The 19,394-nt window shown below is 70.4% G+C and carries 18 protein-coding genes; 16 read left to right on the forward strand and 2 right to left on the reverse strand.

The window, feature by feature from the left end; all coding sequences use genetic code 11:
• Positions 1-92: 92 nt before the first annotated feature.
• Positions 93-713: a TetR/AcrR family transcriptional regulator gene (locus tag L0965_RS13350; RefSeq protein ID WP_060958600.1), complete on the reverse strand. Its 621-nt coding sequence runs from the start codon at positions 711-713 to the stop codon at positions 93-95.
• A gap of 82 nt (positions 714-795) precedes the next feature.
• Here L0965_RS13350 and L0965_RS13355 point away from each other — a divergent pair, with 82 nt between their 5' ends.
• The 5 genes from L0965_RS13355 to L0965_RS13375 all read left to right on the forward strand — a co-directional run bounded on the left by L0965_RS13355 (position 796) and on the right by L0965_RS13375 (position 5,983).
• Complete coding sequence (locus L0965_RS13355; RefSeq protein WP_101306396.1) at positions 796-2,613, forward strand: sugar phosphate isomerase/epimerase and 4-hydroxyphenylpyruvate domain-containing protein; 1,818 nt, start codon at positions 796-798, stop codon at positions 2,611-2,613.
• A gap of 26 nt (positions 2,614-2,639) precedes the next feature.
• A complete protein-coding gene (gene aroQ / locus L0965_RS13360; protein ID WP_060958602.1) occupies positions 2,640-3,098 on the forward strand; it encodes a type II 3-dehydroquinate dehydratase in 459 nt (152 codons plus the stop codon).
• Between the two features lie 96 nt (positions 3,099-3,194).
• Complete coding sequence (gene efp, locus L0965_RS13365) at positions 3,195-3,755, forward strand: elongation factor P (RefSeq protein WP_060958603.1); 561 nt, start codon at positions 3,195-3,197, stop codon at positions 3,753-3,755.
• 18 nt (positions 3,756-3,773) lie between these two features.
• A complete protein-coding gene (gene nusB, locus L0965_RS13370; RefSeq protein WP_101306397.1) occupies positions 3,774-4,184 on the forward strand; it encodes a transcription antitermination factor NusB in 411 nt (136 codons plus the stop codon).
• Positions 4,185-4,417: 233 nt separating this feature from the next.
• The gene (locus L0965_RS13375) at positions 4,418-5,983 is read left to right on the forward strand and encodes a Rieske 2Fe-2S domain-containing protein (RefSeq protein ID WP_101306398.1); all 1,566 of its coding nucleotides are present in this window, start codon (positions 4,418-4,420) and stop codon (positions 5,981-5,983) included.
• A gap of 21 nt (positions 5,984-6,004) precedes the next feature.
• On the opposite strand, the gene L0965_RS13380 is transcribed toward L0965_RS13375, so the two are convergent.
• Positions 6,005-6,892: a DUF222 domain-containing protein gene (locus tag L0965_RS13380; RefSeq protein ID WP_308192940.1), complete on the reverse strand. Its 888-nt coding sequence runs from the start codon at positions 6,890-6,892 to the stop codon at positions 6,005-6,007.
• A gap of 679 nt (positions 6,893-7,571) precedes the next feature.
• On the opposite strand from L0965_RS13380, the gene L0965_RS13385 reads away from it, so the two are divergent.
• The 11 genes from L0965_RS13385 (at position 7,572) to metK (ending at position 19,390) form a co-directional block, all read left to right on the forward strand.
• Positions 7,572-7,973 (forward strand): hypothetical protein, encoded by a 402-nt coding sequence (locus tag L0965_RS13385; protein WP_101306399.1) that lies wholly within the window; start codon positions 7,572-7,574, stop codon positions 7,971-7,973.
• A gap of 83 nt (positions 7,974-8,056) precedes the next feature.
• Entirely contained in the window at positions 8,057-8,596 is a 540-nt protein-coding gene (pyrR, locus tag L0965_RS13390; RefSeq protein WP_101306400.1) for a bifunctional pyr operon transcriptional regulator/uracil phosphoribosyltransferase PyrR, read from the forward strand.
• Positions 8,593-9,573, forward strand: coding sequence for an aspartate carbamoyltransferase catalytic subunit (locus L0965_RS13395; RefSeq protein ID WP_060958608.1), 981 nt, complete (start codon positions 8,593-8,595; stop codon positions 9,571-9,573). Before pyrR ends, L0965_RS13395 begins: the two co-directional genes overlap by 4 nt.
• Positions 9,570-10,901 carry a dihydroorotase gene (locus L0965_RS13400; RefSeq protein ID WP_223848936.1) on the forward strand — a complete coding sequence of 444 codons (1,332 nt, stop codon included), beginning with the start codon at positions 9,570-9,572 and terminating at the stop codon, positions 10,899-10,901. The genes L0965_RS13395 and L0965_RS13400 overlap by 4 nt, the downstream gene beginning before the upstream one ends.
• On the forward strand, positions 10,898-11,452 hold the full coding sequence (locus L0965_RS13405) for a hypothetical protein (RefSeq protein WP_101306401.1): 555 nt from the start codon (positions 10,898-10,900) through the stop codon (positions 11,450-11,452). The genes L0965_RS13400 and L0965_RS13405 overlap by 4 nt, the downstream gene beginning before the upstream one ends.
• Entirely contained in the window at positions 11,449-12,600 is a 1,152-nt protein-coding gene (gene carA / locus L0965_RS13410; protein WP_101306402.1) for a glutamine-hydrolyzing carbamoyl-phosphate synthase small subunit, read from the forward strand. The genes L0965_RS13405 and carA overlap by 4 nt, the downstream gene beginning before the upstream one ends.
• Complete coding sequence (gene carB, locus L0965_RS13415) at positions 12,600-15,914, forward strand: carbamoyl-phosphate synthase large subunit (protein WP_060958611.1); 3,315 nt, start codon at positions 12,600-12,602, stop codon at positions 15,912-15,914. The genes carA and carB overlap by 1 nt, the downstream gene beginning before the upstream one ends.
• Complete coding sequence (gene pyrF / locus L0965_RS13420) at positions 15,911-16,744, forward strand: orotidine-5'-phosphate decarboxylase (RefSeq protein ID WP_101306403.1); 834 nt, start codon at positions 15,911-15,913, stop codon at positions 16,742-16,744. The genes carB and pyrF overlap by 4 nt, the downstream gene beginning before the upstream one ends.
• Entirely contained in the window at positions 16,737-17,633 is an 897-nt protein-coding gene (gene gmk, locus L0965_RS13425) for a guanylate kinase (protein ID WP_101306404.1), read from the forward strand. The genes pyrF and gmk overlap by 8 nt, the downstream gene beginning before the upstream one ends.
• 189 nt (positions 17,634-17,822) lie before the next feature.
• On the forward strand, positions 17,823-18,077 hold the full coding sequence (rpoZ, locus tag L0965_RS13430; protein ID WP_060958614.1) for a DNA-directed RNA polymerase subunit omega: 255 nt from the start codon (positions 17,823-17,825) through the stop codon (positions 18,075-18,077).
• A gap of 119 nt (positions 18,078-18,196) precedes the next feature.
• Entirely contained in the window at positions 18,197-19,390 is a 1,194-nt protein-coding gene (gene metK, locus L0965_RS13435; protein WP_101306405.1) for a methionine adenosyltransferase, read from the forward strand.
• Positions 19,391-19,394: the final 4 nt, after the last annotated feature.

Here is a 19,394-nt window from a genome sequence, read left to right on the forward strand (position 1 = left end):
CGGTCTATGTACTAACCGGTACGTTCAGAGTGAACCACGGCAAATCCACGACGTCAAGGATCGGCCGGGAAAAACCCCGGCCATCCTCGCGCTCAGCGCGCGGCGAGCCAGGAGACGACGACGTCGCCGATGAGCGCGCGCAGGTGCGCACTGCGGTCGTCGAAGTCCATGTCGAACAGGTAGCCGAAGGTGTGACGGTTGGCCACCTGGAACACGCAGTAGGCGCTGATGACCAGGTGCACGTCGATCGCGTCGACATCGGACCGCAGGACGCCGTCGGCGCGCCCGCGCTCCAAGATGTCGTCGAGCAGCGTCTTGGCCGGCTGGGAGAGGGAGCGCAGCGCCTCGATGCGGCGGATGAACGCTCCACGATGGATGTTCTCGATCGAGACCAGACGGATGAAGTCGTCGTGGGTGACGTGATAGTCGAACGTCAGCTCCGCCAGCTCCCGGATCGCCGCGAGGGGATCGGTGTGGGCCAGGTCGATCCCGCGCTCCGCATCACGGATGCCGCGATACGCGTTCTCGAGCACCGCGAGATACAGGCCCTCCTTGCTGCCGAAGTAGTAGTAGATCATCCGCTTCGTCGTGCGGGTGCGCTCCGCGATGTCGTCGACACGCGCACCCGAGTAGCCGTCCTGCGCGAACACCTCCGTCGCCACCGCGAGCAGCTCCGCCCGGGTGCGTTCCGCGTCGCGCTGCTGGACCACCATCCGCTCAGGATATCGACGGGCGAGACCGAACCTCGCAGGCGAGGCCTACCGCACGTATGTACCGGATGGTACATTTCCCGGCATGAGAACCTCGATCGCGACCGTGTGCGTCAGCGGCACTCTCGTCGACAAGGTGCACGCCTGCGCCGAGGCCGGCTTCGACGGCGTCGAGGTCTTCGAGCCCGACCTGGTCGCGGCGCCCGAGAGCCCGGAGGAGATCCGCGCCGTCGCCGACCGCCTCGGCCTGACGCTCGATCTCTTCCAGCCGCTGCGCGACGTCGAAGGCGTCGACGAGGCGGAGTTCGCCCGGGTGCTGCACCGCGCCGAGGCGAAGTTCGCCCTCGCCGCGCGCTTGGGCATCGGCCTCGTGCTGTGCTGCAGCAACGTGGCGACGGCGACGGTCGACGACGACGAGGTGAGCGCGGTGCAGCTGCGCCGCCTCGGCGATGTCGCCGCGCGGCACGGTGTGCGCATCGCGTTCGAAGCGCTCGCCTGGGGACGCTTCATCGACGACTACCGCCGGGCGTGGCGGGTCGTGCAGCTCGCCGACCACCCGGCCGTGGGGCTGTGCCTCGACTCGTTCCACATCCTCTCGCGCGGCCACGACCCGTCCGCGATCCGCGACATCCCGGGCGAGCGCATCTTCTTCCTGCAGCTGTCCGACGCGCCGCGACTGTCGATGGACGTGCTGTCGTGGAGCCGGCATCACCGCCTGTTCCCGGGGGAGGGCAGCTTCGATCTCGTCGGCTTCATGGGTCAGGTGCTGCACGCCGGCTACTCGGGGCCGTGGTCGCTCGAGGTCTTCAACGACACCTTCCGACAGACGGACTCCGCGCGCACGGCGCTGCACGCGCACCGGTCCCTGAAGTGGCTCGAGGACGCCGTGGCGCGTCGGTATCCCGATCTGCCCGACCTGGAGATGCTGCCCGACTCCGCAGCGCCCTCCGGCATCGACTTCGTCGAGATCCGCGCCGAGGACACTTCTCCGGTCGAAGCGCTGCTCTCGCAGGCGGGATTCACCTCCCGCGGACGCCACCGCTCCAAGCCGGTGACGTTGTGGTCGGCCGGGCGGGCGCGGGTCGTACTCAACGAGCAGCACGCGCGCGACATGGCGCCTCACCTGGCCGCCGTCGGGTTCGAGGTCGACGACGCGGAGGCCGTGTCGCGCCGCGTCGACGCCCTGCAGACGCCCCGGGCCTACCGACGCACCTACGCCCGCGAGCAGCAGCTCGACGCCGCCGTGGCCCCCGGCGGGATGGCGGTGTTCTGGACGCAGGCCGCCGACGCCGGCGAACCCTCCTGGACCCGCGAGTTCGAGCACGGCGAGGTCGCCGCCGCGAGCGCCGTGACGGGCTTCGACCATGTCAGCATGACGCAGCCGTGGCAGGAGATCGACGAGACGACGCTGTTCTACACGGCGGCCTTCGGCCTCCACGTCGCCAGCAGCACCGACGTGCCGGGCCCGCAGGGGCTGGTGCGCAGCCGGGTCCTCGCCGGGCCCGGCGAGGACGGCGTGCGACTGCCGCTGAACGTTGCGCCCCCGATCGTGGCCGAACAGGGCAGCGCCACGGGTCTGGCGCAGCACGTCGCGTTCGCGTGCGACGACGTCCGCGCGCTGGCCCGCGCGTCCCGCGCGCGGGGGATGCAGCTGCTGCGCATGCCGCAGAACTACTACGACGACCTCGCGGCCCGCTTCGACCTGCCGACCGAAGTCATCAGCGAGCTGCGCGCGCTCGACATCGCGTACGACCGCGACGCCGACGGTGAGTACCTGCACGTCTACACCCGCACCGTCGGGCAGATCTTCTGGGAGTTCGTGGAGCGCCGCGACGGCTACGCCGGCTTCGGCGCCGGAAACGCCCCCATCCGCCTCACCGCGCAAGGCGACGCCGCCCGGTGAGCGGCCGCGCTGATAGTGTGCCGACGATGAGCGAGACGCGACGACTGCTGCTGGTCAACGGCCCCAACCTCAACCTCCTCGGCACCCGCCAGCCCGAGATCTACGGTCGCGACACCCTCGCGGACGTCGAACGCCTCACCCGGGATGCCGCCGCGGAGCGCGGCTTCGAGGTGCGGGCCGTGCAGAGCAATCACGAGGGCGTGCTCCTCGACGCGATCCACGAGGCGCGCACCGACTGCGCCGGGATCGTGATCAATCCGGGGGGCCTGACGCACACGTCCGTCGTGCTCCGCGACGCGCTCGCGGGCGTCTCGCTGCCGGTCGCCGAGGTGCACATCTCCAACATCCTCGAACGCGAGGCCTTCCGGCACCACTCCTACGTCGCGGACGTCGCCGCCGTCCACGTCATCGGCGAGGGCGTCTCGGGCTACGCGCGCGCGGTCGCTCTGCTCATCGACGTCATCACGGGTGCGGCGGAGGGCTGACGCCCGGGCCCGCGGAGGAGCGTGGGCTAAGATCGACTGTCGGCCGCGCGCCACCGCGTGCGCCACCTCGAACTCACGAACGGAAACTCCACACTCATGGCATCGACCGCAGACATCAAGAACGGCGTCGTCCTCAGCATCGACGGACAGCTCTGGAGCGTCGTGGAGTTCCAGCACGTGAAGCCCGGCAAGGGCGGCGCCTTCGTCCGCACCAAGCTCAAGAACGTCATGACCGGCAAGGTCGTCGACAAGACGTTCAACGCCGGCGCGAAGGTGGAGATCGAGAACGTCGACCGCCGCGACTTCACCTACCTCTACAACGACGGCGAGGGCTACGTCTTCATGGACGTCGCCGACTACGACCAGATCACGGTCGGCGCCGCGACGGTCGGCGATTCCGCGAACTTCCTGCTCGAGAACCAGCAGGTGCAGATCGCGCTCAACAACGGCAACCCGCTCTACATCGAGCTCCCGGCCTCCGTCGTGTTGGAGATCACCTACACCGAGCCCGGTCTTCAGGGCGACCGCTCGTCGGCGGGCACGAAGCCCGCGACCGTCGAGACCGGCTATGAGATCCAGGTCCCGCTGTTCCTCGAGACCGGCACCAAGGTGAAGGTCGACACCCGGACGGGCGACTACCTCGGCCGCGTCAACTGACGCGCGGCATCCGATCACATGAGCGCACGCTCCAAGGCGCGAAAGCGCGCCCTCGACATCCTCTACCAGTCCGACGTCCGCGGTGACGACCTCGCCGTGACGCTCGCGGCCGAGGCCAAGCGCGCGGCGAACGAGCCCGCCCGCGAGGCGTCCTGGCTGTACGCACGCGAGATCGTCGACGGCGTCATCGACAACCGCGACGAGATCGACGAGCAGATCGTCACGCACGCGCGCGACTGGAAGCTCGAGCGGATGCCGGCGGTCGACCGTGCCATCCTGCGCCTGGCCGTCTGGGAGCTCATGTTCAACGACGAGGTGCCCTCCGCGGTCGCCATCGACGAGGCCGTGGAGCTCGCGAAGGAGTTCTCCACCGACGACTCCGGCTCGTTCGTGCACGGCGTGCTCGGACGTATCGCCCGCACCGCCTGACGTCACATCCGTATGGCTGGGGGGAATCTCCTCTCGGCGGCAGGCCGACAGGCCGACCGCCACGTGGTGCCCGGGGCCGGCCATGTCGTCGAAGCCCTGGAGGGCGGTCTGGCCGAGGGCTTCGCCCGCCTGTACCCGCGCCTCGGTCTCTCGGCACCCTGACTCCCGCCTCGCCTGAGCGGGCGCACAGCCTCTCGCGCGTAGACTCGGGAGCTGTTCGACCAGGAGGACCCATGCGGATCACAGGCCTCGGCCACGCCGGAATGTTCATCGAGACGACGGGCGGCAGCATCCTGTGCGACCCCGTGATGGGGCCGAGTTTCTTCGGTTCGTGGTTCCCCTTCCCCGACAACCGCGGCCTGGACTGGGAGCGCTTCGGGAAGGCGGACTTCCTCTACATCTCCCACCGTCACCGCGACCACTTCGACCCCACGCTGCTGGAGCGGTACGTGCCGAAGGACATCCGCGTCCTGCTGCCGGAGTACCCGACCGACGACCTCGAGGTGGACCTCCGCCGCCTCGGCTACGACAACATCGTCTACACCCAGGCGGGCCGGACGATCGAGTACCCCGGCGGGCTGAAGATCATGGTCACGCCGCTGCGCGCGCCCAGTGACGGCCCGATCGGCGACTCCTCGCTGAGCGTGGACGACGGCACCGCCAGCATCCTGAACCAGAACGACTCGCATCCGCTCGACCTCGACCGGCTGCTCTCGTTCTCGAAGCCCGACGCGTACTTCACGCAGGTGTCGGGGGCGATCTGGTGGCCCATGGTCTACGACCTGCCGCAGGACTCCAAGCAGCACTTCGCGAAGCTCAAGCGCGACGCGCAGAACAAGCGCGCGATGTACTACATCGAGAAGGTGGATGCCGAGCACGTCTTCCCGATGGCGGGTCCGCCCATGTTCCTGCGTGAGGACCTGTTCCGTTTCAACGGGTGGGGCCTGGAGGACGACTCGATCTTCACCGATCAGCGTCAGTTCCTCGCGCACATGCGCGACGAGCGTCCCGACCAGAAGGGCTACGAGTTCGTGCCCGGCACGCAGGTCGACCTCGACGGCGGGGCGATCGAGATCACCCAGACCCTCTACTCGGCGGAGGAGATCGACCGCGTCTTCGACGAGAAGTGGGCCTACCTCGCCGAACAGCGCGACAGCCGTCAGGGAGAGGTCATCGCCGAGATCGCCACCCGCGCCGAGCCAATGGCACCCGACGAGATGCTCGCGGCACTGCAGGAGTGGTGGGAGCCGCTGCTGCGCCGCGCTCGCACGATCCGCACCGGGGTGGGCGGCAACGTCCGCTTCCGCATCGGCGAGCTCGACATGGTCGTCGACTTCCCGAAGGCCAAGGTGCGCGCGTACGCGGGGGAGGAGTGCATCTACTGGTACACGATCCCCGCCGATCTCGTCTCGACGAACATCCGCGACCACGAGATCGACTGGTCGAACTCGATCTTCCTGTCGATGCAGTTCGAGGTGGGCCGCAGCGGCAAGTTCAACGAGTTCCTCACCACGTTCCTGAAGTGCCTGTCGCGCGACCGCATCGAGTACGTCGAGAACTGGTACGCCGAGCAGTCGGATCAGACCGAGGATGCCGAGATCGACGGCTGGAACGTGCAGCGGCGCTGTCCGCACCTGCGCGCCGACCTCACCAAGACCGGCAAGATCGAGGACGGCGTGCTCACGTGCGCCCTCCACGACTGGAAGTGGGACCTGGCGAGCGGACAGTGCCTCACCGCACCGGGGCATCCGATCCGCGCGGCGCGCGTCAGCGAGACGGCCTCCGCGCAGACGTCGTGACCCGGCTCTGACGCACGGGATTCACGTCGTCAGGATTCGCCTCGCGCGCTTCGTGAGTCGCACGGGCGACGTCGTCACCGGCCGCCACCGATGATCCGTGCCGTGCCACGGCGGTGCCGTGACCTCGGGCACGCCGCTGTTCATGCGCAGCTTCCAGCCGATGCGGTCGAGGAAGCGGTGGTGGTACCAGCACAGCAGCACGCCGTTGTCGGTGTGCGTCGGGCCGCCTTGGGCATGTTCGGTGACATGGTGGATCTCACACCAGCCGGCGGGAACGCCGCAGCCGGGAATGATGCACCCGCCGTCACGCAGGGCGATGGCACGACGCTGATGCCGGTTGAACACCCGTTCCTCGGTACCGATCGCGACGATGCGTCCGCCTGGGCGGGTGGCGACGCGTTGGATCGCGCCGGCGCAGGCGACGTGGCGGGCGACCATGGTGCTGACGGGCTGATCGCAGCCCTGCGCGTGGGCGAAACCCGTGCCCGCGATGAGATCGTCGGCCTCGACGGAGACCACCAGGGTGGGCGCGTGGGCGCCGACCGTGGGCAGGAGCCCGCTGGATGCCGCGACACCGAGTGCCGCCGCGAGCGCATCGTGCTGCTTCTGCGGGCGGGTGCGCTCATCCCGGGCGACGAGCGGGTCGTCGTCAAGGGCGGTGAACGGGTCGTCGAAGGCGACCGCGGGGGAGAGGTGGGCATCGAAGATGGTCTGCAGCTGCGCCGCCACCTCGGGCAGCAGGGTTCCTCGGACGGGCACTCCGGCCGCGGTGGCGACACCGAGCACGAGCGAGCGCTTCCGCTCGGCCACCCGCTCGCGCGGCTCGGCGCCGTCCTGATCGAGCGCGAGCGCCCACGTCTGCGCGTGGATGCGCAGCAGCTCGGCGCATGCGGGCGGCGCGGCATCCAGCCCCGCGCCTCGGCGACGACGACGTCGGCGGCGTCCCTCCGCGCGGCCGTGGAGACGCGCGGCGCGGTCTGCTGGAGGGGTCCGGTGATCGCGAGGATGCCGTCGGTACCGACCACCCCGTCGACCATCGCGGCCCGCACCGACGGGAACGGCGGGTCGAGCGCCTCACCGGTCGTGGGCGACGCGGCGCGGCGGACAGCCGTCGCCGCCCGCTGCAGCCGGCCCGCCGACCGCGGTTCGAGCCGGGTGAGCGTCTGCAGCAGATCGGTGACGTCGCGGCATCCGAGGTGCGAGGTCATCCGCTCGTCGCGCACGGGGTTCTCCGACCGGCGCATGACCTCGCCGGTCGCGTCGATCAGGAGCGCCTCGACGAAGCGGCCGATCTCGGCGATCGCGGCGATCTGCCGAGCGAGCTCGCCGTCGGTGCCCCGCTCGAAGACACGGTTCGGGGCCGCCGCGCGCAGCACGTCCACGACCTGCGAACGCAGGTCGTCGAGGTGCGGTGCGAGGAGGTCCATACCCCCATTCTGCCGAGGGCCTCCGACACCATACGGTGGAAAAGTCCAGATCGAGATAGGAAACATCACACGCCGCGTGAGAGTGTTCTCATGCGCTTCAACGGCCTGCCCTAGAGTGAGCGCGACCACTACACCGGGGGTCCGCGAGGGAGGACCTTGGCATGAAGATCGACCCGCTGCACCTCGTGGACGTCCTCGTCTACCTCGTGATCCTCAACCTGACCGCCGAGTTCGTCCCGGGCGTCATCACCGAGAGCTTCGCCGTCTCGCTCGCGACGGCGGTCATGCTCAAGCTCGTCCTCGAGCTGGTGCTGCGGATCAAGAAGCGGGTCGTGGCACGGCTGCGCGCGGCGTCGACGGCGGCGCGACGTGTCACCTCGATCGTGATGCTGGTGCTGATCCTGCCCGGCAGCAAGTTCGTCGTGCTGTGGCTCGAGGACCTGCTCTTCGGCGACGCCGTCTCCCTCGGGGGCTTCTGGTCGGTGACGCTGCTCGTGCTCGGTCTCACGGCCGCCCGCGCCGGGGTACGACGCGCGATCGCGCCGGGGCGATCCACCACCTGAAGCGCCGCCCGGGTCGGGTAGAGTGGGTGACGTACCACAGCAACCTTTAACACCGTCCCGTGAGGCGGAGAAGGGAGCGACGGATGAGCACCGGTAACACGCGTACCGTGATGCAGACAGCCGACATCGCCCGCGCACTGACTCGGATCTCCCACGAGATCCTGGAGTCCAACAAAGGGGCGGACGGCCTCGTCCTCCTCGGCATCCCGACCCGGGGGGTGACCCTCGCGGAGCGCATCGGCGGCCTCCTCGGCGAGATCTCCGGCTCGCGCGTCCCCGTCGGCGCCCTCGACGTCACGATGTACCGCGACGACCTGCACCGCAATCCCACCCGCACGCCGCGCCCGACGCAGATCCCGGCCGGGGGGATCGACGGCAAGACCGTCGTCCTCGTGGACGACGTGCTGTTCTCGGGACGCAGCATCCGGGCCGCCCTGGACGCGATCGGCGACATCGGCCGCCCCGCCGCGGTGCGGCTCGCCATCCTCGTGGACCGCGGCCATCGTGAGCTGCCGATCCGCCCCGATTTCGTCGGCAAGAACCTGCCGAGCGCCCGCAGCGAGCGCGTCAACGTGCACCTCGCGGAAGTCGACGGCGTCGAAGAGGTGACGATCGCATCATGAGGCACCTGCTCGACACCCGCACGCTCGCACGCGAGCAGGCCCTGCGCATCCTCGACGTCGCCGAGGACATGCGCGACACCCAGTCGCGGGAGATCAAGAAGCTGCCGACGCTACGCGGCAAGACGATCGTCAACCTCTTCTTCGAGGACTCGACGCGCACGCGCATCTCCTTCGAAGCGGCCGCGAAACGACTGTCGGCCGACGTCATCAACTTCTCCGCCAAGGGTTCCAGCGTCAGCAAGGGGGAGTCGCTGCAGGACACCGCCCAGACGCTGCAGGCGATGGGCGCGGATGCCGTGGTCATCCGTCACGGCGCGTCCGGAGCACCGCACACCCTCGCCACGAGCGGTTGGATCACCGCGGGCGTCGTCAACGCCGGCGACGGCACGCACGAGCACCCCACCCAGGCGCTGCTCGACGCCTTCACGATCCGCAAGCGCCGCTTCGGCGACGACAGCCGCGGTCGAGACCTCGCGGGCGTGCGGGTCGCGATCGTCGGCGACATCCTGCACTCGCGCGTCGCGCGCTCGAACGTCTGGCTGCTGCACACGCTCGGCGCGGAGGTCACTCTCGTCGCTCCTCCGACGCTGATCCCTCAGGATGTCTCGGCGTGGCCGGCGCGCATCGTCTACGACCTCGACGAGGCCATCGCGGGCGCACCGGACGCGATCATGATGCTGCGGATTCAGCTGGAACGCATGAACGCGGCGTATTTCCCCACTGAACGGGAGTATTCGCGTCGATGGGGACTGGATGCCGAGCGTCTGGCCGCTCTGCCGGACGGTAGCATGGTGATGCACCCGGGCCCCATGAACCGGGGCCTGGAGATCTCCGCCGACGCCGCCGATTCCCCGCGCTCGACCGTGCTGGAGCAGGTCGCGAACGGCGTCTCGGTGCGGATGGCGGTGCTGTACCTGGTGCTGGCCGGCGAACGACCCGGTGAGCGCGACACGAACGCAGAGGAGCACGCCCCGTGACGGTTCCACACACCCCGGAGCGCCCGACGATCATCCGCGGCGCCCGCCTGAACGGGGCAGAGGCCGCCGACGTGGTGCTCGAAGGCGGCCGCATCGCCGAGATCGGCACCGGGCTCACCCGCGCCGGCGCCGATGTGGTGGATGCCGACGGGCTGATCGCCCTGCCCGGCCTGGTCGACCTGCACGTGCATCTGCGCGAGCCCGGCTACGAGGCGTCGGAGACGGTGCTGACAGGTTCGCGCGCCGCCGCGGCGGGCGGGTTCACGACGGTGTTCGCGATGCCGAACACCTCGCCGGTCGCCGACACGGCCGGTGTCGTCGAGCAGGAGCTCGCGCTGGGCGAGGCGGCCGGTTACGTGCACGTGCAGCCGATCGGCGCCGTGACGGTGGGGCAGAAGGGCGAACGCCTCGCCGAGCTGGGCGCGATGGCATCCTCCCGCGCCCGCGTGCGCGTCTTCAGCGATGACGGCTTCTGCGTCTTCGACCCGCTCATCATGCGCCGCGCGCTGGAGTACGTGAAGGCGTTCGACGGCGTCGTCGCGCAGCACGCACAGGATCCGCGGCTGACCGAGGGCGCCCAGATGAACGAGGGCACGGTCTCGGCCGAGCTCGGCCTCGCCGGCTGGCCCGCGGTGGCCGAGGAGTCGATCATCGCCCGCGATGTGCTGCTGGCCGAGCACGTCGGCTCCCGCCTGCACGTGTGCCACCTCTCGACGGCCGGGTCGGTCGACATCATCCGCTGGGCGAAGAAGCGGGGCGTGAACGTCACCGCCGAGGTCACGCCGCACCACCTGCTCCTCACCGAGGATCTCGTGCGCGGCTACGACGCCCGCTACAAGGTGAACCCGCCGCTGCGCCGCGACGAAGACGTGCAGGCCGTGCGCGAAGGCCTCGCCGACGGCACGATCGACATCGTCGCCACCGACCACGCCCCGCACCCGGCGGAGGCCAAGTCGTGCGAGTGGCAGGCGGCCGCCAACGGCATGGTGGGGCTGGAGTCCGCGCTGCGGGTCGTCCACCAGGCGATGGTGCAGACCGGGATGCTGTCGTGGGACGACGTCGCCCGCGTGATGTCGGCCGCACCGGCCCGCATCGGCCGCCTCGCCGACGCCGGCACACCGCTCACCGTGGGAGCACCGGCCTCGCTCACGCTGTACGACCCGGCGCCGGTGCGGACGTTCGGCCGCGACGACCTGCGCGGACGCAGCGTCAACTCTCCCTACCTGGGCCGCGAACTGCCGGGCGAGGTGCGGTGGACGTTCTTCCGCGGCGCTCCGACGGTCGCCGACGGCGTCGTGGCCACCGCCATGAAGGAGGTCACGTCATGACCCGTGAAGGGGCACTGCTCGTCATGATCGCCGTGGCCGTCGGGCTCCTGGCGCTCGGTGTGGTCGCGTGGCGACGACGATCCCGGCGGGACGGCGGGCTCGCCGCACCGTTCGGCGAGGCGCCGACGGACGCCCGCGAGCAGGTTCGCAGCTCGGGCTTCTACGTCGCGACGACCCGGCACGACGACGCCCTGGAACGCCTCGCGATCCGCGGGCTCGGCTTCCGTTCGCGCCTCGACGTGACGGTCACCGATCGGGGCGTCGCCCTCGACCTCGTGGGCCAGCCGCGCATGTTCCTCGCTCTCGAGCGGATCTCCGGCGTCGACCTCGCCAACACGGCCATCGACCGTGTGGTCGAGGCGGGCGGGCTCGTGCGCATCGCCTGGCTCGCGAACCGCTCGGACGGCTCCACCGAGATCGTCGACAGCTACCTCCGCCCGCAGGACGAGTCGGCCTCCGCCCTCGCCGCTGCGATCTCCGCCCTCCTGCCGCCTTCGACCCCGACCGCGACAGACCAGACCTCCACCACCTCGACGGGAAACGCCGCATGACCTTCTTGCTCGACCCCGCCGTCCTCGTCCTCGAAGACGGCTCCCGCCACCCCGGCCGCGCCTATGGCGCACGGGGCACGACCCTCGGCGAAGTCGTCTTCTCCACCGGCATGACCGGCTACCAGGAGACGCTCACCGATCCCTCCTACGCGGGACAGATCGTCCTGCAGACCGCGCCGCACATCGGCAACACCGGGATGAACGGCGAAGACCCCGAGTCACGCCGCATCTGGGTCGCCGGCTACATCGTGCGCGACCCCTCGCGCGTGGTCTCCAACTGGCGTGCCGACGAGTCGCTCGACGACGCCCTCGTGCGCGACGGGATCGTCGGCATCGCCGGCATCGACACCCGCGCCGTCACCCGCGTGCTCCGCTCGTCGGGCTCGATGCGCGGCGGCGTGTTCTCCGGCGCGGCCGCGGCCCTCGACCCCGAGGAGCAGCTGCGCATCGTGCGCGAAGCGCCCGAGATGGCCGGCCAGAACCTCTCCGCAGCCGTCTCGGTCAGCGAGGTCGAGGTCACGCCCGCCGCCGCCGACGTGCAGAGGCTGGGCGCCCTGGCCGTGCTCGACCTCGGCGTGAAGCGCGCGACCGTGCTCAACCTCGCCGCCCGCGGGTTCGACGTGCACGTGCTGCCGCAGTCGGCGACGATCGACGAGGTCCGCGCGATCGACCCCGTGGCCGTCTTCTACTCCAACGGCCCGGGCGACCCCGCGGCATCCGACGACCACGTCACGCTCCTGCGCAACGTGCTCGACGACGGCCTGCCCTTCTTCGGCATCTGCTTCGGCAACCAGCTGCTCGGCCGTGCGCTCGGCTTCGGCACGTACAAGCTGCCCTTCGGCCACCGCGGCATCAACCAGCCGGTGCTCGACAAGCAGACCGGGCGCGTGGAGATCACGGCGCACAACCACGGGTTCGCCGTGGACGCTCCGCTGGACGGCGAGACCCTCAGCCCGAACGGCTACGGCCGCGTCGAGGTGAGCCACATCGGCCTCAACGACAACGTCGTGGAGGGCCTGCGCGCCCTCGACATCCCGGCGTTCAGCGTGCAGTACCACCCCGAGGCCGCCGGCGGCCCGCACGACGCCAACTACCTCTTCGACCGCTTCGCCGACATGGTGCGCACCTCTCTGGAGAACAAGAACTGATGCCCAAGCGCGACGACATCACGAGCGTCCTCGTCATCGGCTCCGGCCCGATCGTCATCGGCCAGGCCTGCGAGTTCGACTACTCGGGAACCCAGGCCTGCCGCGTGCTGCGCGAGGAGGGCGTGCGCGTCATCCTCGTCAACTCGAACCCGGCGACGATCATGACCGACCCCGACTTCGCGGACGCGACCTACATCGAGCCGATCACGCCCGCCGTGATCGAGACGATCATCCAGAAGGAGAAGCCCGACGCGATCCTGCCGACCCTGGGCGGCCAGACCGCGCTCAACGCCGCCATGGCGCTGCACGAGCAGGGCATCCTCGACAAGTACGGCGTCGAGCTCATCGGCGCCAAGGTCGACGCCATCCGCAAGGGCGAGGACCGTCAGATCTTCAAGCAGCTCGTGCTGGATGCCGGGGCCGACGTGGCCCGCAGCGTCATCTGCCACACGATGGACGATCTGATCTCCGGCGCCGCCGAGCTCGGCTATCCGCTGGTCGTGCGCCCCTCGTTCACGATGGGCGGCCTGGGCTCCGGCTTCGCCTACGACGAGGAGGATCTGCGTCGCATCGGCGGTGCGGGCCTGCGCGACTCGCCGACCACCGAGGTGCTCCTGGAGGAGTCGATCCTCGGCTGGAAGGAGTACGAGCTCGAGCTCATGCGCGACATGGCCGACAACACGGTCGTCGTCTGCTCCATCGAGAACGTCGACCCGGTCGGCGTGCACACCGGCGACTCGATCACGGTGGCCCCCGCGCTGACCCTGACCGACCGCGAGTACCAGAAGCTCCGCGACATCGGCATCGACATCATCCGCGCAGTCGGCGTGGACACCGGCGGCTGCAACATCCAGTTCGCCGTCGACCCGGCATCCGGGCGCATCATCGTCATCGAGATGAACCCGCGCGTCTCGCGCTCGTCGGCCCTCGCCTCCAAGGCGACGGGCTTCCCGATCGCGAAGCTCGCCGCGAAGCTCGCGATCGGCTACCGCCTCGACGAGGTCCCGAACGACATCACCCAGGCGACGCCGGCGAGCTTCGAGCCGACGCTCGACTACGTCGTCGTCAAGGTGCCGCGCTTCAACTTCGAGAAGTTCCCGAACGCCGACGCGACGCTCACGACCACCATGAAGTCGGTCGGCGAGGCGATGGCGATCGGCCGCAACTACACGACGGCGCTGCAGAAGGCGCTGCGCTCGCTCGAGAAGCGCGGATCGAGCTTCCACTGGGGCGAAGAGCCCCGCTCGGTGGAGGAGCTGCTGGAGATCGCGAAGGTCCCCACCGACGGGCGCATCGTGACGCTGCAGCAGGCGATGCGCAAGGGCGCCACGGTCGCGCAGGCGTTCGAGGCCACGAAGATCGACCCGTGGTTCCTGGACCAGATGGCACTGATCAACGAGGTCGCCGCCTTCGTGCAGGCCGCCGCCGAGCTGGATGCCGCGACCCTGCGTCTGGCCAAGGAGCACGGCTTCAGCGATGCGCAGCTCGCGCAGCTGCGGGGCGTGACCGAGGCCGAGATCCGCGGCGTCCGCTACGGCCTCGGCATCCGCCCGGTGTACAAGACGGTCGACACGTGCGCGGGGGAGTTCCCCGCCCTGACGCCGTATCACTACTCCAGCTACGACTACGAGACCGAGGTCACGCCGAGCGATCGCACCAAGGTCGTCATCATCGGGTCGGGCCCGAACCGCATCGGCCAGGGCGTCGAGTTCGACTACTCGTGCGTGCACGCCTCGTTCGCCCTGTCGGACGCCGGCTACGAGACGATCATGGTCAACTGCAACCCGGAGACCGTCTCGACCGACTACGACACGAGCGACCGGCTGTACTTCGAGCCGCTCACGCTCGAAGACGTCCTGGAGGTCCTGCACGCCGAGAGCGCGTCGGGCACGATCCTCGGCGTGGTCTGCCAGCTCGGCGGTCAGACGCCGCTGGGACTCGCGAAGGGCATCGAGGAGGCCGGCTACACGATCCTCGGCACCTCTCCCGCCGCCATCGACATCGCCGAGGAGCGCGAGCTGTTCTCGCAGCTGCTCGACCGCGCCGGACTCGTGGCCCCGCGCCACGACACGGCCGTCGACGAGGCGGGCGCCGTCGCGATCGCCGAGGAGATCGGCTACCCCGTGCTCGTGCGCCCGAGCTTCGTGCTCGGCGGCCGCGGCATGGAGATCGTCTACGACACCGAGAGCCTGCGCGACTACTTCGTGCGCACCGCCGGTGAGGTCGTCATCGAGGAGGGCAAGCCGCTGCTGGTCGACCGCTTCCTCGACGACGCGATCGAGCTCGACGTCGACGCGCTCTACGACGGCCACGAGCTGTACATCGGCGGCGTCATGGAGCACCTCGAGGAGGCCGGCATCCACTCCGGCGACTCGTCGTGCACCCTCCCGCCCATCTCGCTCGGTCGCACCGAGATCGACCGCGTCCGCACCGCCACGCAGGCGATCGCGGAAGGCGTCGGCGTGCGGGGTCTGCTCAACGTGCAGTTCGCCGTCTCGGCGGGCGTGCTCTACGTGATCGAGGCGAACCCGCGCGCCTCGCGCACCGTGCCGTTCGTGTCGAAGGCGCTCGGCATCCCGCTGGCCAAGGCGGCGTCGCGCATCATGGCCGGCTCCACCATCGCCGAGCTCAAGGCGGAGGGCCTGCTGCCCGTCGAGGACGGCTCGCGCGTGCCGCTGGACGCTCCCGTCGCCGTCAAGGAGGCCGTGCTCCCGTTCAAGCGGTTCCGCACCGCCGACGGCCACACCGTCGACTCCGTGCTCGGCCCGGAGATGCGCTCCACCGGCGAGGTCATGGGCATCGACCGCGACTTCCCGACCGCGTTCGCCAAGAGCCAGGCGGCGGCCTACGGCGGCATGCCGACCTCGGGCACGGTGTTCCTGTCGGTGGCCGACGACGACAAGCGCGCCGTCATCCTGCCGGCGCACCGCCTGCAGGAGCTCGGCTTCCGCCTCGTCGCGACGTCGGGCACCGCCGAGATCCTCGCGCGCAACGGCATCCGCGTGGACGTCGTGAACAAGTACTCCGACACGCAGGAGTCGGGGGAGCGCAACGTCGTCGACCTCATCAACGCGGGCGAGATCGACATCGTCGTGAACACCCCCTCCGGCGGCATCGCCCGCGCCGACGGGTACGAGATCCGCGCGGCGGCCGTGGCCGCCGACAAGGCGCTGTTCACCACGATGGCCGTCCTCGGCGCCGCGGTCAGCGCGCTGCCGGTGCTGCGGGAAGGCTTCGCCGTGCGCAGCCTCCAGGAGTACGCCGTCGACCGCGCCGAGGCTCTCCAGGCCGCCGAGCAGCGGGCCGCGGTGTGAGCTCGTTCGGCTCGCGACTGCAGAGGGCCGTCGCCACGCGCGGACGCCTGTGCGTCGGCATCGACCCCCATGAGACGCTCCTGCGGGAGTGGGGGCTCGGTGTCGACGCGCAGGGCGTGCGCGAGTTCGGGCTGCGCACGGTGGATGCCGCGGCATCCACCGTGGGGATCGTCAAGCCGCAGGTGTCGTTCTTCGAGCGGTTCGGATCCGCCGGGTTCGCCGCCCTCGAAGAGGTCATGGCGGCCGCCCGCGCCGCGGGGCTGATCGTGATCGCCGACGCCAAGCGCGGCGACATCGGCACGACGATGGACGCGTACGCGGCCGCGTGGCTGCCGCCCGGGGCGCCGCTGGAGGCGGACGCCCTCACCCTGAGCCCGTACCTCGGCGTCGGCGCGCTCGCCTCGACCCTGGCCTCCGCGCTGACCCACGGGAAGGGCGCCTTCGTCCTCGCCGCGACGAGCAACCCCGAGGCGGCGCAGCTGCAGACGGCGCACGTGGACACCGGCGCCCCGGTCGCCGCCGCCGTGGCCGCCGAGGTGGTCGCCGCCGACTCCTCCACGGGCGACTGGGCCTCGCTCGGCCTCGTGGTGGGCGCGACGGTCGACCTCGCGGACCGCGGCCTGCGACCGTTCGGGCGGACCGTGCCGATCCTCGCCCCCGGCTTCGGAGCCCAGGGCGCCGAGCCCGCCGACCTGACGCGCGTGTTCGGCGGCCTCGCCCACGGCGTGATCGCGAGCGAGAGCCGCAGCATCCTGTCCGCCGGACCCGACCGGCTCGCCGCGCGGATCGCCGAACGCGCCGCCCTGTACCGTGGAGGATCCCATGGCTGACTCCCGCACCCCTCCCGAGGTCGACCGTGTCGCGGCATCCCGTCGCGCCGTCGCCGCACGCCGCGAACGCGCGGCCCTCAAGCACGACGTCGCGATGCGGGTCATCACGCCGCAGGAGCTGTTGCAGCGCGCGCTCGACGCACCGGAGAGCCCCGCCGGCGCGATGCGGATCACCGAGTTCCTGACGGCGCTGCCGGCCATCGGCGAGGGCAAGCGCGACCGCATCCTCGCGGACCTAGAGATCGCCCCCGTCAAGCGGCTCGGCGGCCTGGGCGCCCGCCAACGCGTCGCGCTGAAGGACTGGCTCGACACCCGGTTCCCGCCGCTGCAGCCCCGCGGCGGCCGCAGCCGGCTGATCGTGCTCGCGGGGCCCACCGCCGTCGGCAAGGGCACCGTCGCCGCCCACATCAAGGAGCACCACCCCGAGATCCTGCTGTCCGTCTCGGCCACCACCCGTGCGCCGCGACCGGGCGAGGTCGACGGTGAGCACTACTTCTTCGTCGACGACGCCGGCTTCGACCGGCTCATCGCCGACGGCGCCCTGCTGGAGCACGCCACGGTGCACAACGCGTTCCGCTACGGGACACCGCGCGGGCCGATCGACGAGGCGCTGGCCGCGGGCCGCACGGTGCTGTTGGAGATCGATCTCCAGGGCGCGCGCCAGGTGCGCGCCGCCGCGCCCGACGCGACGCTGGTGTTCCTCACCCCGCCCAGCTGGGACGAGCTCGTCAACCGCCTCGTGGGGCGCGGGACCGAGGGAGCCGAGGAGCGGACCCGACGCCTCAAGACGGCCAAGGTGGAACTCGCCGCCCAGGGCGAGTTCGACTACCGCGTCGTCAACGACGACGTCGCCCGCGCCGCCGCCGAGATCGCGGCCCTCGCCCGCTGAGCGCCGCTTCATCCGTCCCGCGAGGTCGGATCGCACCCGCAGAAGCGACGTCGCGGGACGGATGAAAGCGATCGCCGAGTCGGCGCTGATAGAATGAACGGATGCCGCGGCATCCTGCGGCCACGAGTTCTCCCGCGTGGGCGTGTCCCCGCGAGTTTTCCCACCGCCATTCGATCCTGGAGGTTCATCATGGCCGGACGTGACAAGGGCATCATCGACCCGCCCATCGACGCACTGCTCGACAAGGTCGACTCCAAGTACCAGCTCGTGATCTACGCGGCCAAGCGCGCGCGCCAGATCAACGACTACTACTCCGACCTGCACGAGGGGAACCTCTTCGACAACGTCGGTCCGCTCGTCGACTCGAGCGTCGAGGACAAGCCCCTCACGATCGCGCTGCACGAGATCCACGAGGACAAGCTGCGCCTGCGCGCGGCCGAGTGATCCTCCGCTGACTTCATGACGCCGTATGGCGTCGCCATGCCCGTGATCCCCGCTACGACGACGTCGTGTCGGAGATCGCGGGCATGATTGTCGAGTACCCGTTGTCGTCTGGAGCACCGATGAGCGCGCTGCGTCTGTTCACGTCCGAATCCGTCACCGAGGGGCACCCGGACAAGATCTGCGACCAGATCTCCGACTCGATCCTCGACGCCCTGCTGACGGTCGACGCGTGCAGCCGTGTCGCGGTGGAGACCCTCGTGACCACGGGCCTCGTGCACGTGGCGGGTGAGGTCCGCACCGACGGGTACGTCGACATCCCCGGCATCGTCCGCCGGGTCGTGAACCGCATCGGCTACACCTCGAGCGAGACCGGCTTCGACGGCGACTCCTGCGGCGTCACGGTGTCGATCGGCGAGCAGTCCGGCGACATCGCGGCCGGCGTCGACAACGCGATCGAGCACCGCGAGGGCGGTTCGGTCGACCCCGTCGACGCGCTCGGCGCGGGCGACCAGGGCATCATGTTCGGCTACGCGACGACCGAGACACCGCAGCTCATGCCGATGGCGATCTGGACCGCCCACCGGCTGGCCGAGCGTCTCACGGATGCCCGCCGCTCCGGCGCGCTCGGGTTCCTGCGTCCCGACGGCAAGACCCAGGTGACCCTCGGCTACGACGGTCCGGTGCCGCGCACCGTCGACACCGTCGTGCTCTCCACCCAGCACAACCCCGACATCTCGCTGCCCGCCCTGCGCGCCGCGGTGCAGGCCGAGGTCATCGACCCCATCCTCGCCGCCACCGGCCTCGACGTGTCGAACGTCCGCTACGTCATCAACCCCGCGGGCCCGTTCGTCACCGGCGGCCCGAAGGGCGACGCCGGTCTCACCGGCCGCAAGATCATCATCGACACCTACGGCGGCGCGTCCCGCCACGGCGGCGGCGCGTTCAGCGGCAAGGACCCGTCCAAGGTCGACCGCTCCGCCGCCTACGCGATGCGCTGGGTCGCCAAGAACGCCGTCGCGGCCGGTCTCGCCGACCGCCTCGAGGTGCAGGTCGCGTACGCGATCGGTCGCGCGGAGCCCGTCGGGCTCTACGTCGAGACGTTCGGCACCGCGCACGTGTCCGATGAGAAGATCACCCGGGCGATCCGAGAGGTCTTCGACCTGCGTCCGAAGGCGATCATCGACGACCTCGACCTGCTGCGGCCCATCTACGCGCAGACGGCCGCCTACGGCCACTTCGGCCGGGAGCTTCCCGAGTTCACCTGGGAGCGCACCGACCGCGTCGAGGAGCTGCGCGCCGCCGCGGGTCTCTGACCGA

The sequence above is a fragment of the Microbacterium sp. NFH-22A-Y genome, from assembly GCF_021401375.1.
Lineage (GTDB): Bacteria > Actinomycetota > Actinomycetes > Actinomycetales > Microbacteriaceae > Microbacterium > Microbacterium hominis.

What these genes read in the sequence shown, in the direction of transcription:
- L0965_RS13350 (WP_060958600.1), bottom strand. Translation starts at nt 713, where the DNA reads ATGGTGGTCCAGCAGCGCGACGCGGAACGCACCCGGGCGGAGCTGCTC.
- L0965_RS13355 (WP_101306396.1), top strand. Translation starts at nt 796, where the DNA reads ATGAGAACCTCGATCGCGACCGTGTGCGTCAGCGGCACTCTCGTCGAC.
- aroQ (WP_060958602.1), top strand. Translation starts at nt 2,640, where the DNA reads ATGAGCGAGACGCGACGACTGCTGCTGGTCAACGGCCCCAACCTCAAC.
- efp (WP_060958603.1), top strand. Translation starts at nt 3,195, where the DNA reads ATGGCATCGACCGCAGACATCAAGAACGGCGTCGTCCTCAGCATCGAC.
- nusB (WP_101306397.1), top strand. Translation starts at nt 3,774, where the DNA reads ATGAGCGCACGCTCCAAGGCGCGAAAGCGCGCCCTCGACATCCTCTAC.
- L0965_RS13375 (WP_101306398.1), top strand. Translation starts at nt 4,418, where the DNA reads ATGCGGATCACAGGCCTCGGCCACGCCGGAATGTTCATCGAGACGACG.
- L0965_RS13385 (WP_101306399.1), top strand. Translation starts at nt 7,572, where the DNA reads ATGAAGATCGACCCGCTGCACCTCGTGGACGTCCTCGTCTACCTCGTG.
- pyrR (WP_101306400.1), top strand. Translation starts at nt 8,057, where the DNA reads ATGAGCACCGGTAACACGCGTACCGTGATGCAGACAGCCGACATCGCC.
- L0965_RS13395 (WP_060958608.1), top strand. Translation starts at nt 8,593, where the DNA reads ATGAGGCACCTGCTCGACACCCGCACGCTCGCACGCGAGCAGGCCCTG.
- L0965_RS13405 (WP_101306401.1), top strand. Translation starts at nt 10,898, where the DNA reads ATGACCCGTGAAGGGGCACTGCTCGTCATGATCGCCGTGGCCGTCGGG.
- carA (WP_101306402.1), top strand. Translation starts at nt 11,449, where the DNA reads ATGACCTTCTTGCTCGACCCCGCCGTCCTCGTCCTCGAAGACGGCTCC.
- carB (WP_060958611.1), top strand. Translation starts at nt 12,600, where the DNA reads ATGCCCAAGCGCGACGACATCACGAGCGTCCTCGTCATCGGCTCCGGC.
- gmk (WP_101306404.1), top strand. Translation starts at nt 16,737, where the DNA reads ATGGCTGACTCCCGCACCCCTCCCGAGGTCGACCGTGTCGCGGCATCC.
- rpoZ (WP_060958614.1), top strand. Translation starts at nt 17,823, where the DNA reads ATGGCCGGACGTGACAAGGGCATCATCGACCCGCCCATCGACGCACTG.
- metK (WP_101306405.1), top strand. Translation starts at nt 18,197, where the DNA reads ATGAGCGCGCTGCGTCTGTTCACGTCCGAATCCGTCACCGAGGGGCAC.